General features: G+C 58.1%; 10 protein-coding genes and 2 pseudogenes. 9 read left to right on the top strand and 3 right to left on the bottom strand.

Annotation, left to right across the window (positions count from 1 at the left end; translation table 11 throughout):
* Window positions 1-524: 524 nt before the first annotated feature.
* The 5 genes and pseudogenes from PXT33_RS03835 to metA all read left to right on the top strand — a co-directional run bounded on the left by PXT33_RS03835 (window position 525) and on the right by metA (window position 5690).
* A pseudogene (locus PXT33_RS03835) lies at window positions 525-1279 on the top strand (MetQ/NlpA family ABC transporter substrate-binding protein).
* Window positions 1280-1429: 150 nt separating this feature from the next.
* Window positions 1430-2443, top strand: coding sequence for a methionine ABC transporter ATP-binding protein (locus PXT33_RS03840; protein ID WP_097780908.1), 1014 nt, complete (start codon window positions 1430-1432; stop codon window positions 2441-2443).
* Complete coding sequence (locus tag PXT33_RS03845) at window positions 2440-3096, top strand: methionine ABC transporter permease (protein ID WP_097773982.1); 657 nt, start codon at window positions 2440-2442, stop codon at window positions 3094-3096. Before PXT33_RS03840 ends, PXT33_RS03845 begins: the two co-directional genes overlap by 4 nt.
* Before the next feature lie 228 nt (window positions 3097-3324).
* Window positions 3325-4598 (top strand): annotated as a pseudogene (locus PXT33_RS03850) (O-acetylhomoserine aminocarboxypropyltransferase/cysteine synthase family protein).
* Between the two features lie 159 nt (window positions 4599-4757).
* Window positions 4758-5690 carry a homoserine O-succinyltransferase gene (metA, locus tag PXT33_RS03855; RefSeq protein WP_120081407.1) on the top strand — a complete coding sequence of 311 codons (933 nt, stop codon included), beginning with the start codon at window positions 4758-4760 and terminating at the stop codon, window positions 5688-5690.
* A gap of 342 nt (window positions 5691-6032) precedes the next feature.
* Here metA and PXT33_RS03860 read toward each other — a convergent pair whose 3' ends face one another.
* The 3 genes from PXT33_RS03860 to PXT33_RS03870 all read right to left on the bottom strand — a co-directional run bounded on the left by PXT33_RS03860 (window position 6033) and on the right by PXT33_RS03870 (window position 8442).
* A complete protein-coding gene (locus tag PXT33_RS03860; protein ID WP_332375990.1) occupies window positions 6033-6617 on the bottom strand; it encodes a flavin reductase family protein in 585 nt (194 codons plus the stop codon).
* The gene (locus tag PXT33_RS03865) at window positions 6614-7594 is read right to left on the bottom strand and encodes a glycosyltransferase family 2 protein (protein WP_120081409.1); all 981 of its coding nucleotides are present in this window, start codon (window positions 7592-7594) and stop codon (window positions 6614-6616) included. The genes PXT33_RS03860 and PXT33_RS03865 overlap by 4 nt, the downstream gene beginning before the upstream one ends.
* 167 nt (window positions 7595-7761) lie before the next feature.
* Window positions 7762-8442 (bottom strand): Crp/Fnr family transcriptional regulator, encoded by a 681-nt coding sequence (locus tag PXT33_RS03870; protein ID WP_097774005.1) that lies wholly within the window; start codon window positions 8440-8442, stop codon window positions 7762-7764.
* A gap of 218 nt (window positions 8443-8660) precedes the next feature.
* On the opposite strand from PXT33_RS03870, the gene PXT33_RS03875 reads away from it, so the two are divergent.
* The 4 genes from PXT33_RS03875 (at window position 8661) to PXT33_RS03890 (ending at window position 13620) form a co-directional block, all read left to right on the top strand.
* On the top strand, window positions 8661-9725 hold the full coding sequence (locus PXT33_RS03875; protein ID WP_332375991.1) for an ABC transporter substrate-binding protein: 1065 nt from the start codon (window positions 8661-8663) through the stop codon (window positions 9723-9725).
* A 263-nt stretch (window positions 9726-9988) separates the two neighbouring features.
* Window positions 9989-10744 carry a DeoR/GlpR family DNA-binding transcription regulator gene (locus tag PXT33_RS03880; RefSeq protein WP_332375992.1) on the top strand — a complete coding sequence of 252 codons (756 nt, stop codon included), beginning with the start codon at window positions 9989-9991 and terminating at the stop codon, window positions 10742-10744.
* Window positions 10741-11646 carry a 1-phosphofructokinase gene (pfkB, locus tag PXT33_RS03885; RefSeq protein ID WP_005946476.1) on the top strand — a complete coding sequence of 302 codons (906 nt, stop codon included), beginning with the start codon at window positions 10741-10743 and terminating at the stop codon, window positions 11644-11646. The genes PXT33_RS03880 and pfkB overlap by 4 nt, the downstream gene beginning before the upstream one ends.
* A gap of 48 nt (window positions 11647-11694) precedes the next feature.
* Window positions 11695-13620 carry a fructose-specific PTS transporter subunit EIIC gene (locus PXT33_RS03890; protein WP_120120958.1) on the top strand — a complete coding sequence of 642 codons (1926 nt, stop codon included), beginning with the start codon at window positions 11695-11697 and terminating at the stop codon, window positions 13618-13620.
* Window positions 13621-13911 lie beyond the last annotated feature (291 nt).

Consider the following 13911-nt stretch of genomic DNA (forward strand, 5'->3'; position numbering starts at 1 on the left):
TCGCATTGATCCTTACCAGAAAGCCCGGGCGATGGAAAAGGGCAGGAAACAGGAAGCTGAAAATGGTCTCGGAGCCGTGTGGGCGAGGCGCATGAGTGCTAAGTCTGCAACGGGATGCGCCCGTTACAGCGTCCGGCTGTAAGCAGCAAAACTGCCGCAGCATTGAGGCTGTGCCCGCAAGGGTGCGGTAAACCAAGGTGGTACCACGGAAGTATGTTATGCTCCCGTCCTTGTCTGAGCGTTGGCTCAAGGTCAAGGACGGGAGCTTTTTTCATGCATCCGTCAAAGGCCCTTAGCACGGAACTGTGCCGTGCGGGCCGCTGTACATTATAATAAGCAAATAGAGAGGGAACAAAACTATGATTACTCGTCGTGATTTTCTGAAAGTTACCGGAGCTGCAGCTGCTGCAGCTGCCCTGACCGCATGCGGCGGTTCTTCTTCCACCGCATCTTCCGCTGCTTCCGGCACTGCTTCTTCCGCAGCTTCTTCTGCTGTGGCTAAGCTGGACAAGGTGAAGGTGGCTGTGCCCAACGACACCACCAACGAGGCACGTGCCCTGACCCTGCTGGAGAAGAACGGCTTCTTTAAGCTGAAGGCTGATGCAGGCCTGACCGCAACCGCAAAGGACATCGAGGAGAACCCCTGAATGTTTCCGTCGATGAGGTCGAGGCTGCTCAGGTGCCCAACGTCCTGCAGGACGAGGACTACGCCGTCATCAACTCCAACTACGCCATCTCCGCTGGTCTGGACCCCATGACCGATGCTCTGGCAATGGAGGACGGCACCTCTGCTTACGTCAACATTCTGGTCTGCAAGGACGGCAATCAGGAAGAGCCGAAGATCAAGGCTCTGGCCGCTGCTCTGCAGAGCCAGAAGGTGAAGGACTTCATGGATGAAAACTACAAGGGCGCTGTGGTGTCCGTTGTGGAGAACCCCACCGACGGCTATGACTCCTCCATCGACTACGATGCACTGAACGGCGAGACCGTCAGCTGCGCTGCTACTCCGGCTCCTCACTGCGAGGTTCTGGAGATCTGCAAGGACATTCTGGCCGAAAAGGGCATCACGCTGGACATTCAGGAGTACGACGACTACATCATTCCCAACAACATCGTTGAGGACGGCCAGTGCGATACCAACTATTTCCAGCATCAGCCGTATCTGGACGACTTCAATGCAGAGCACGGCACCCATCTGGTGACGGTTGCCGGCATCCACGTGGAGCCTATGGGCATCTACGGCGGCAAGCAGGACAGTCTGGCACCGATCGAGGGCTAAGCAAACTCCCCCAGTCACCTTGCGGTGACAGCCCCCTCGGGGAGGGGGCCTTTGCTTGACCGTTCTGTTTCAGGCTCCCTCCATGAGGGAGCTGGCAAACCCGCAAGGGTTTGACTGAAGGAGTTTATTCAATAGCAAGGAGCAATTTCTGTGATCGAGATCAAACATCTTTCCAAGACCTTCCAGATGAAGGACGGCGCGGTGAATGCGCTGAAGGACATCAACCTCACCATCCCGGATGGTTCCATTTATGGCATCATCGGCATGTCCGGTGCGGGCAAATCCACGCTGGTGCGCTGCATCAACCTGCTGGAACGCCCCACCGAGGGCAGCGTTGTGATCGACGGCACCGCTATGGAGACTTTAAACGCAGCCCAGCTGCGTGAGCGCCGCCGCGATATCACCATGATCTTCCAGCAGTTCAATCTGCTGATGCAGCGCAGCTGCCTGAAGAACATCTGCTTCCCCATGGAGCTGGCCGGTGTGAAAAAGGCGGATGCCGAAAAGCGCGCCAGAGAGCTGCTGGAAGTGGTGGGCCTGCCCGATAAGGCCAACGCCTACCCGGCACAGCTGTCCGGCGGCCAGAAGCAGCGCATTGCCATTGCCCGCGCACTGGCAACGGACCCCAAAGTTCTGCTCTGCGATGAAGCCACCAGCGCACTGGACCCCAACACCACCCATGCTATCCTGACCCTGATCAAGGACATCAACAAGAAGCTGGGCATCACGGTTGTGGTCATCACCCATCAGATGAGCGTTGTGGAAGAGATCTGCGATCACGTTGCCATTCTGGACGGCGGCGTTGTGGTGGAGGAAGGCTCCGTGCAGGAGATCTTCTCGAACCCCAAAACGCCCGCAGCAAAGCGTCTGGTGGCCCCCAATGGCGGCAGCGCTGCGCGGGACCTGTCCAGCTTTGCACCGGACGACCATGTGGTGCGCGTCACCTTCAACGGTTCGTCCACGGCTAAGCCCTTGGTGGCAAGCCTTGCCGCAGAAAAAGGCATTCTGGTGTCGGTGCTCAGCGCCGATACCCGTGATCTGAGCGGCCAGTGCTACGGCTCCATGCTGCTCAAGCTGCCCGCTGATGTGGAGCAGGCAAAGCAGGCTGCGGCCTATATGCGCGCCCAGCCCGGCATTACGGTAGAGGAGGTGACCGGCGAATGAGTATTGCAGATTACGGCTTTGCCATCTGGGAGACCTTTTATGTGACGGTCCTTTCCACCGCGTTTGCGCTGGTGCTGGGCCTGCCGCTGGGTGTGCTGCTGGTGGCCGGTGATAAGGACGGCATTCTGCCGCTGCCCGGCTGGCTGATGCACATTCTCAACATCGTTATCAACATCCTGCGCAGTGTTCCGTTCCTGATCCTGATGATCTGTGTATTCCCGCTTACCCGTGCCATCGTGGGCACCACGGTGGGTACCAAAGCCACCATCGTTCCGCTGGTGGTGGCAGCCTTCCCGTTCGTGGCACGTCTGGTGGAGACCAGCCTGCGCGAGCTGGACGAGGGCGTGGTGGAAGCGGCCCAGAGCATGGGCGCAACGCCGTTCCAGATCATTACCAAGGTGATGATCCCGGAATGCCTGCCCGGCCTGATCTCCAGCATGACCACCGCACTGACCACCATTCTGGGCTACTCGGCCATGTCCGGTGTCATTGGCGGCGGCGGTCTGGGCAAGATCGCTTTGTCCTACGGCTATTACCGCTACCAGACCGATATCATGATCGTGTGTGTCATTTTGCTGGTGCTGATGGTTCAGGTGTTCCAGACTTTGGGCACTGCTTGGGCCACCAGAAGCGATAAGCGGCTGCGGAAGTAACTCCTTCAGTCGCACTTCGTGCGCCAGCTCCCTCGGAGAGGGAGCCTCTGGCGAAGAGGAAAACTTTCCGGTATTGCCAAAGCCGAAAGGCTTTGACGGAAGGCGTTCTCTCCTCATTTTGCCCCCGAACGGGAACTAAAATTTAACGTTTCAATTCCCCGCCGGAGGCTGCTGCACTCCTGCGGGGAATTGTGCTATATGGACAAACCCAGTAAAGGAGTATGTAGTATGAATCGTGATACTATCTGCGTGCAGGGCGGTTATACCCCCGGCAACGGCGAACCCCGCCAGATCCCCATTATCCAGTCCACCACCTTCAAGTATGCCACCAGCGAGGACATGGGCAAGCTGTTCGATCTGGAAGCTGACGGCTACTTCTATTCCCGTCTGCAGAACCCCACCTGCGACCTTGTGGCTAAGAAGATCTGCGAGCTGGAAGGCGGCACGGCCGCAATGCTGACCAGCAGCGGTCAGGCTGCAAACTTCTTTGCCCTGTTCAATCTCTGCGAAGCAGGCGACCACATCGTGGCATCCAGTACCATCTACGGCGGCACCTTCAACCTGATCTCCGTCACCATGAAGAAAATGGGCATTGAAGCCACCTTTGTTGATCCGCTGTGCACCGAGGAAGAATTGAACGCCGCATTCCAGCCCAACACCAAGGTGGTGTTCGGCGAGACCATCGCAAACCCGGCCCTGACCGTGCTGGACATTGAGAAGTTTGCCAAGGCTGCTCACGCCCACGGTGTGCCGCTAATCGTGGACAACACCTTCCCCACGCCGGTCAACTGCCGCCCCTTTGAGTGGGGCGCGGACATCGTGACCCACTCCACCACCAAGTACATGGACGGCCACGGCGCAGTGCTGGGCGGTGCCATCGTGGACAGCGGCAAGTTCGACTGGATGGCCCACGCCGACAAGTTCCCCGGCCTGTGCACCCCAGACGACAGCTACCACGGCATCACCTACGCCGAGCGTTTCGGCAAAGAGGGTGCCTTTATCACCAAGGCTACCGCGCAGCTGATGCGTGACTTTGGCTCCATGCAGTCGCCCATGAACGCCTACATGCTGAACCTCGGTCTGGAAAGCCTGCATGTCCGGATGCAGCGCCACTGCGCCAACGGCGTGGCTGTGGCAGAGTTCCTTGAAAGCCATCCCAAGGTGGCCTACGTGAACTACTGCGGCCTGGAGTCCAGCCCGTACCATGCACTGGCTGAAAAATACTTGCCGAACGGCAGCTGCGGCGTGGTCAGCTTTGGTCTGGCCGGCGGCCGTGAGGCTGCAAGCATTTTTATGAAGAACCTGAAGCTGGCAGCCATCGAGACCCATGTGGCCGATGCCCGCACCTGTTGCCTGAATCCTGCATCCAGCACCCACCGCCAGATGAACGATGAGCAGTTGAAAGCCGCCGGTGTGCCCGCAGAGCTGGTGCGCATGAGCTGCGGCTTGAAAGCAGCGAAGACCTCATCGCAGATATTGCACAGGCGCTGGATAAGATCTAAAAGGTGAGTTCAGCAGCATCTATCGGTTCCGGCCCTTCTCGTAAAAACGCGTTTGGAGCGCTCCGCAGGGCGCGACAAACGCAAAATATAAAAATAAATTCCGCTGAAGATAGCCAGAGCGTCAGCGGAGGCTATTCTAAATCGTTAGGAGTACGAACTATGCCGCTGATCATCCCCAAGACCCTGCCTGCTTACGATGCCCTCTACAACGAAAATATCTTCGTCATGCATCGTGAGCGTGCCCTTGCCCAGCACATCCGCCCGCTGGAGATCCTGATCCTGAACCTGATGCCCACCAAGATCACCACCGAGACCCAGATCGCCCGTCTGTTGGCAAATACCCCGCTGCAGGTGCACATGACCCTGCTGCAGACGGCCAGCCATGCGGCGACCCACGTTTCGGCAGCACACCTCGAATCGTTCTATAAGAACTTCAACGAGGTGAAGAACAACCGCTACGACGGCATGATCATCACCGGCGCACCGGTGGAGACCATGGACTTTGAGCAGGTGGATTACTGGCCGGAGCTGTGCGAAATCATGGACTTCAGCGAGACGAATGTCTACTCCACCCTGCATGTGTGCTGGGGTGCACAGGCTGGCCTGTACTACCACTACGGCGTGCACAAGCAGCTGCTGCCGGAAAAGATGTTCGGCGTGTTCGAGCACCGGGTCACCCGCCCGTCGAACCCTTTGGTGCGCGGCTTTGACGAGGTGTTCTATGCGCCCCACAGCCGTCACACCGGCATCAGCCGCGAGGATGTGGACAACTGTAAGGCTTTGCGCATCCTTGCCGAGAGCGATTCGGCCGGGCCCTTCCTTATGAGCACCGAGAACGGACGGCAGATCTTTGTCACCGGCCACCCGGAATATGACAAATACACGCTGGATTCAGAGTACCGCCGCGATGTGGACAAGGGCCTGCCCATCCATGTGCCGGTGAATTACTACCCGGACGATGATCCCACAAAGCCACCGCTGTTCCGCTGGCGTGCCCACGCCCACCTGCTGTATGAGAACTGGCTGAACTACTACGTCTACCAGAACACCCCCTACGATCTGGGCGAGATCCAGCGCGTAAAGCACGAATAAATGCACAAAAACCGGTATTGCGTCAAAATTGCGCGATACCGGTTTTTGTGCTATACTGTTCCTGCGGCCCTTCTCCATTCCCCTAACCGCGGAAAGGAGGTGAACCCCTTGGAAACTCTCTCTACATTTATCCAAACCGTTGCCGCGCAGGTAGTTGCCTACTATCTGTGCACATGGATCGACGGTAAGATCGGCAAGGGCAGCAAACACTAAAAGAAGCCCCCGGTACTGACACTACCGGGGGCTTCGTGTTTCGGCATGAACCCGATGGATTCAATCTCTCTACATTGCCTATCTTTAGTATATGCAGTTTTGGGCAAAAGTCAAGCGATGAAATGTAAATTATTTTTTACGCCTTACCGGCTTTTTCTTGCGCACGCTGTAGCCAAAGGTGCCCAGCTTTTTGCCCAGTGCCAGATATTCGCCGTGGCTGTAGACGATGAGCTTTGCCTTTTCGAGACACAGCTTGCCGCTTTCGTCCAGCAGGCTTTCGTCCACATCACAGGCCACCACTTCGGCAAGGAACAGGTCGTGGCTGCCCAGCGGGATCACCTGAGTTACCTTGCATTCCAGATTGACCGGGCTTTCTTCCAGAATGGGGCAGTCGGTCAGCACGCTGCCGGGGGCAGAATGCAGGCCGCAGGCGGCAAATTTATCCACATCACGGCCGCTTTTCACGCCGCACCAGTCCACCGAACGCACCAGCGCTTCGGTGGGCAGATTGATGGCAAACTGTCCGCTTTCCTGAATGAGGTGGTGGCTGTAGCGCTCCGGCCGAACGCTGATGGACACCATGCTGGGCTGGGTGCAGATGGTGCCCGTCCAGCCGATGGTGATGAGATTGGGCTTTTCCAGCCCGCCGCAGGACACCAATACCGGCGGTTCCGGGTTCAGCAGGGTGCTGCCCCGCCAGCTCTGTTTGCTCATCCGTGATACTTCCTTTCGTAGGGTGCCCAGGTGCGCTCGCTGATGATGTAGCGCGGACGGGCTTTCGTTTCCATATAAATTTTACCGATATATTCGCCGATCACGCCTAAGCACACCAGCTGCACGCCGCTCATGAAGCAGACGATGCACACGATGGAGGCCCAGCCGGCCACGCTGCTGCCCATGGCGGCGCACACGATGGCCCAGATGACTCCGATAAAGCTGATCAGGCTCACAAAGATGCCAGATCCGGTAATAAGGCGGATGGGCTTGTTGGACAGGCTGGTGATGCCATCAAAGGCCAGTGCCAGCATCTTGCTCAGCGGGTAGTGGCTCTCACCGGCAAGGCGTTCGTGACGCTCGTAGGTGACTACCTCGCTCTTGAAGCCCACCAGCGGCACCATGCCGCGCAGGAAAATGTTCACTTCCCTGTAGTCGGCAAAGCTTTCCAGCACACGGGTGCTGATGAGGCGGTAGTCTGCGTGGTTGAACACGATGTCTGCGCCCAGAGCGTTCATCACATGGTAAAAGCCCTCGGCGGTGAAGCGCTTGAAGAAGGTGTCTGTATCGCGGCGGCTGCGCACACCGTAGACCACCTCGGCACCGTCCAGATACTTTTTAACCATCTCGTCCATGGCGTTGATGTCGTCCTGACCATCACAGTCGATGGAAATGGTAACATCGCAGGTGCCGCTGTGCAGTGCCTCCATCAAGCCTGCCAGCACGGCGTTCTGGTGGCCGCGGTTGCGGCTCTGGGAAATGCCGATGTAGTGCTCGTCCTGTGCGGCAAAACTCTGGATCAGTTCCCATGTCTTGTCTTTGGAGCCGTCGTTCACGAACAGCACCCGGCTCTTCTCGCTCACAAGGCCCTGTGCGGCAAGGCCGCTGATCTTTTCCAGAAACATGGGAGCTGTAATGGGCAGCACCTGCTCCTCGTTGTAGCAGGGGATCACGATCCATAAAATCGGTTTTGACATATTTAATAATACTCCTATATAAAAAATAACAAGATGATGCCGCTGACGGTTACGGCCTTCCAGTGAAAAGAGTTTTAGAAAAATCCGTAGATTTTTCTAAAACTCAAATATAAAAATAAAATTTCAGCTGAATACAGCCAAAGCGCACGCGGCGGCTATTCAAATGGTCACTGCACCATTTGCTTCAGTACCTCAGGCTCCAGCAGCTTGAAGCTGCTTTTGTAGGTGTCCAGCAGGCCGTCCCGCTGCATCTGGCTCAGCTCGCGGCTGAGGGCGCTGCGGTCACAGTTCAGGTAATCTGCCAGCTGGATGCGGGAGAACGGGATGCTGAAGGTCAGGCTGCCAGCCCGCTCGGCTTCACTGAGCAGATAGGCGCACACTTTGGCCCGCAGGCTTTTGAGCACCAGCAGGTCGATGCGGCGGGAGAGGGAAAAATATTTATCGCTGATGGTGCGCACCAGATTGCGCAATGTCTGCTGGTGCGCCGGACTGCCATCCGAAAGCAGCAGCCGCTCGTAGGGAATCAGCAGCACCTCGCAGGGCACCGAAGCCATCACCGTGACCGGGCTTGCCAGACTGGAACCGCTCAGCACATCGCCGAACACGCCGCCCGGCTCCATGTGGGTGATGGGAATGCGCGCACCCTGCGGCCCGGGACGGTAGGCTTCCAGCTCACCGGACAGTACGATGCCCACCCTGCGGTTGGGTTCGCCCGCCAGAACAAGCGCTTCGCCTTTGCCATAGCTGCGCATAACGGCACCCAGCTGAGCCAGCAGGGTCTGCAGCTCTTCAGGGGTCAGACCATTGAATAAAGAGGTGGAGCATAACAGCGGAAGAAAGTTTTTCATCACAATTCCGTGGGAAAGATCCGGCTTCCCACAGCCCTCCTGCAATTCCGTTGCACACGCAACGGTATTTTTGACTCTATTATAGTAAACTTAGACCCGCAAAGCAAATGATTTTGCAAATTTGCCTTGTAAAAAATATGAAAAGACCGACCCATGGTTCTGTGCAAAATTTTCAGGCACAAAACGGCGCGGTCTTGTGAGGAAAGAGGGAACCCCGCATGAAAAAACTGACATCCATACTGCTGGCTCTGGCCCTTGTGCTGAGCCTTGCCGCCTGCGGCGGTGCGGCATCCAGCTCTGTTGCATCCAGTGCAGCTTCCAGCGAAGCTGTCCCCGAGGCTGCTTCGGAAGCCGCTTCCAGTGAGGAAGCAAAGGAACTGTCTACCACCGATGCTCTGCGCATTGCCGGCCTGAAAGGCCCCACCACCATGGGCCTTGTCAACCTGCTGAGCATGGAAGAGGATGGCACCGCTTCCATGGATTACGACCTGCAGCTTTACGGCGCTGCCGATGAGATCGTGCCGCTGCTGATGAAGGGCGAGCTGGACATGGCTGCCATCCCGGCAAATCTGGCCGCCACCCTGTATCAGAAGACGGAGGGCGGCATTCAGGCTGTGGCCGTCAACACGCTGGGCGTGCTGTACGTAGTGGAAAAAGGCGGCGATACGATCCAGTCCATGGCAGACCTTGCAGGCCGTACCATCCTGTCCACCGGCAAGGGCACCACGCCGGAGTACGTGCTGCGCTATCTTCTGAACGCCAACGGCATCGACCCGGACAAGGACGTGACCATTGAATACTACAGCGAGGCCACCGAGGTTACGGCCCAGATGGCCAATACCGAGGATGCCATTGCAGTTCTGCCCCAGCCCTATGTGACTGCAGCCGGCCTGCAGGACGACACCCTGCGTGTGGCCCTCGACCTGACCGAGGAATGGAACAAGGTCGCGGATACCCAGCTCATCACCGGCGTGACCGTGGTGCGCAAGGAGTATGCCGAGGAACACCCGGATGTTGTGGCCGCATTCCTTACCGACTACGCCAAGAGCGTGGAAGCTGCCAACGCCGATTTGGACGGCACTGCCGCTCTGTGCGAGGAGCAGGGTGTTGTGGCCAAGGCTGCCATTGCCAAGAAGGCCCTGCCCAACTGCAACATCGTCTGCCTGACCGGCGACGAGCTCAAGACCAACGCATCCGCTTATCTGCAGGTGCTGTTTGATGCCGACCCCAAGGCAGTGGGCGGCGCAATGCCCGGCGACGATTTCTACTGGACTGCCGAGTGATTCCTCAATAAGCCATCTCTCCGGCCGCTGTGCGATTGGTACGCACGGCGGCTTTTTTGTTTGCACAAAATGCTTGTATCCCAGCTTTTGTGCTCCCTGCACAAATTTAAAGACAATTTTTTGTGAACGAAAATGAATGAAATTGACTGAAAGCGATTGATTTTGGCGCTGTATTTGCTATAATAAAGATGCAATCAACCAAAACAACGCACAAACGGTCATAAACCGTCAAAGATAAGATCAAACCAAAGGAGAGGATGCCGATGCTGGCAGAAGAACGCTTCAGCCTGATCATGGAACAGCTGGACCGCAAACGCACCGTGACGGTGCAGGAACTGTGCGAGGCGCTGAACACCAGCGAATCCACCATCCGGCGCGACCTGACCGAACTGGACCGGCTGGGCAAGCTGAACAAGGTGCACGGCGGTGCCACCCTGCCGGACAGCCGTTTTCTGGCGGATGAACCCACCATGGAGGCCAAGGAGTCGCAGGCTGTGGAGCAGAAGCACAGCATCGCGCAGGCGGCGGCAAAGCTCATCAACGCCGATGATTTTGTGTTCATCGATGCAGGCTCCACCACGCTGGAGCTGGTGCGTGCACTGGCGGGGGATGCCCTCAAAGCCAGCTATGTGACCAACGGCGTGGCCCATGCCCGGGCACTGGCCCGAAAGGGCTGCCGGGTGTATCTGCCCGGAGGACTGCTGCGGCCCGAGACCGAAGCTATTGTGGGTGCACCCACAGTCACCAGCCTGCAGCGCTACAATTTTACCAAGGCGTTCATGGGTGCCAACGGTGTGGCGCTGGATGCCGGTTTTACCACGCCGGACCCCGAGGAAGCTGCCGTGAAAGCAGCGGCAGTGCACCGTGCACGGGAAGCCTGGTTCCTTGTGGATGATGCCAAGTTTTCCCGCATCGACCCGGCAGTCATTGCCGACCTGCAGGGCGGTGCCATTCTCACCAACCGCTGCCCCAACCCCAAATACAAACAATTCACGCTGGTAAAGGAGACGGAAGTATGATTTATACCGTAACATTCAACCCGGCCATTGACTATGTGGTGCGTTTGGATGCACCGCTGGAAGTAGGCGAGGTGAACCGCGCCAAAGGCGAGGACTGCGTGCTGGGCGGCAAGGGCATCAATGTGTCCGGTGTGCTGGCACAGCTGGGCTGCGAGAGCGTGGCGCTGGGCTTTGTGGCCGGTGAGACCGGCGCATGGCTGGAACGCGGTCTTGCTGCACAGGGCTTAAAGACCGATTTTGTGCATCTGGAACAGGGCATGACCCGCATCAATGTCAAGATCAAGGCAGGGCAGGAGACCGAGCTGAACGGCGCGGGCCCCGACATTCCGGAGAGCGCCATGCAGGAGCTGGAAAAGAAGCTGGACAGCCTGAACGAGGATGATATCCTCATTCTGGCGGGCAGCATCCCGGCAAGCCTTTCGCAGGATACCTACGAGCGGCTGCTGGCCCGGCTGCAGGGCAGGGGCGTGCGTGCTGTGGTGGATGCCACCCGCGACCTGCTGGTGAACGTGCTGCAGTACCACCCCTTCCTCATCAAGCCCAATAACCACGAGCTGGGCGAGATCGTGGGCAGGGTGCTGACTACGGACGAAGAGATCATTGCTGCGGCCCGCACCCTGCAGCAAAAGGGTGCTCGCAACGTGCTGGTAAGCATGGCGGGCGACGGTGCCCTGCTGGTGGACGAAAATGGCGAGGTGCACCGCATCGGCTGCCCCAAGGGCAAGGTCGTAAACAGCGTGGGCGCAGGCGACAGCATGGTGGCCGGCTTTGTGGCTGGCTGGATGCAGACCCGGAGCTATTCCTTTGCACTGCGTCTGGGCACAGCCTGCGGCAGTGCAACGGCGTTCAGCCTTGGCCTTGCCACCAAAGAAAAAATCGACGAACTGATGAAGGAAATCTGACCCTCTGTGACGGAGAGGGTTGCAGTTATACAGGAAGGGAGAAAAATCATGCGTATTACGGAATTATTCACCGCGCAGTCCATCGCACTGGATGAGGCTCTGACCGATCAGGAGCAGATCATCAGCCGTCTGGTGGAGCTGCAGGCCACCCATGGCAACATCACGGACAAGGATGCCTACAAAAAGGCCCTTTATGCCCGTGAGGCGGAGGGCTCCACCTATGTGGACAACGGCATCACGGTGCCCCACGCCAAGACCAATGTAGTCACCCGGCCCAGTCTGGCGGCGCTGCGGCTGAGCAGCCCTGTGCAGTACAACGCCGAGGACGACGGTACCACCGACCTGCTGTTTGCCATTGCGGCTCCGGAAAACGGCAGCCTGCATGTGGACATGCTGGCCCGTATGATGCAGATGCTGATGAACGAGGACTTTGTAGAAAAGCTGAAGGCTGCAAAGACCCCGGCAGAGTTCCTTGACTGCATCGATGCACAGGAGGAGGCTCAGTTCGGCGCGGAGAGCTTCACCCAGCAGGAGATCCCCCAGAGCGGTTACCGCATTCTGGCCGTGACCGCCTGCGTCAACGGCATTGCCCACACCTATATGGCTGCTGAGGCCCTGACCAAGGCCGGTGACAAGCTGGGTCTGCCCACCAAGGTGGAGACCAATGGCTCGGATGGAGCAAAGAACATCCTCACCAGAGAAGAGATCGCAAACTGCGACGGCATCATCGTGGCAGCAGAAAAGAAGGTGGAGACCGCCCGCTTCGACGGCAAACCGGTGCTGTTCACCCGGGTGGACGATGGCATCCACAAGCCGGAGGAGCTCATCAAGAAGATCGTGCACGGCGAGGTGCCTGTTTACCACGCCGAGGGCGGCGCACAGGCCGCCGAGGATGCTTCCGGCAAGGACAGCTTTGGCCGCACTCTGTACAAGAACCTGATGAACGGTGTCTCCCACATGCTGCCCTTCGTGGTGGGCGGCGGCATCATGATCGCACTGGCGTTCCTGCTGGACGATTACACCATCGATCCCTCCAACTTTGGCATGAACACCCCGGTCGCTGCCTTCTTTAAGACGGTGGGCAGCGCAGCCTTCGGTTACATGCTGCCCATCCTGTCTGCCTTCATCGCCATGTCCATCGCGGACCGTCCGGGTCTGGCGGTCGGTTTTGTGGGCGGTGTGCTGGCCATGAACGGCACCAACTTTGCAGGCATTGCAGCGGGTGAGACCACCGGTGTTTCCGGCGGCTTCCTTGCTGCACTGCTGGCCGGTTTTGCTGCAGGCTACATCGTTGAGCTGCTGAAAAAGATCACCGAAAAGCTGCCTGCCAGCCTGAATGGTATCCGTCCCATGCTCATCTACCCGCTGGGCGGTATGCTCATCCTCGGCGCGGTGATGTGCGGCATCAACCCGGTCATGGGCATGATCAACACTGCCATGACCGATTGCCTGAACGCCATGGGCGGCACCTCCAAGGTGCTGCTGGGTGCCATCGTGGCCGGGATGATGAGCATTGATATGGGCGGCCCCTTCAACAAAGCAGCTTACGTCTTTGGCACGGCAGCCCTTGCCTCCGGCAACTATGAGGTGATGGCCGCTGTCATGGTGGGCGGCATGGTTCCTCCCATCGCCATCGCCCTGTCCACCACCTTCTGCCCCAAGAAGTGGACTGCCGACGAGCGCCGCAACGGCATCGTGAACTACGTCATGGGCCTGTGCTTCGTCACCGAGGGCGCGATCCCTTATGCAGCAGCAGATCCGCTGCGCGTCCTGCCCAGCTGCGTGGCCGGTGCAGCGGTGGCCGGTGCGCTCTCCATGACCTTCGGCTGCGCTCTGCGTGCACCGCACGGCGGCATCTTCGTGTTCCCAGTTGTGGACCATACCGCTCTGTACTGTGTGGCGCTGGCTGTGGGCAGCGTGCTGGGTGCTGTGATCCTGAGCCTGCTCAAGAAAAACCGTACCGACGCAGAATAAACGCCATTCCCTCCATATTCGAGATACTTCATAAAGCTGCAGCAAGCCTCCGGGGAGACCCGGGGGCTTGCTGTATTACGCAGGATCGCGCGAAGGATCAGAAGGATAAAAAGAAAAAGTAACCGCCCACGACTTCCAATCCAATCAGATATAACATGATACACCCGCTGTCAAAAACGCGGTAAGAACCATTTTCACAAAAAATGCAGCAAAGAACAGCGCGAAACACCGCATTTGCTGGAAAAAGCTTTGCAGCCGCCCTTTTGGATTGCACCCGGTTTTTGAGTGTGG

Origin of the sequence: Faecalibacterium taiwanense, assembly GCF_036632915.2 — a bacterium.
Lineage (GTDB): Bacteria > Bacillota > Clostridia > Oscillospirales > Ruminococcaceae > Faecalibacterium > Faecalibacterium taiwanense.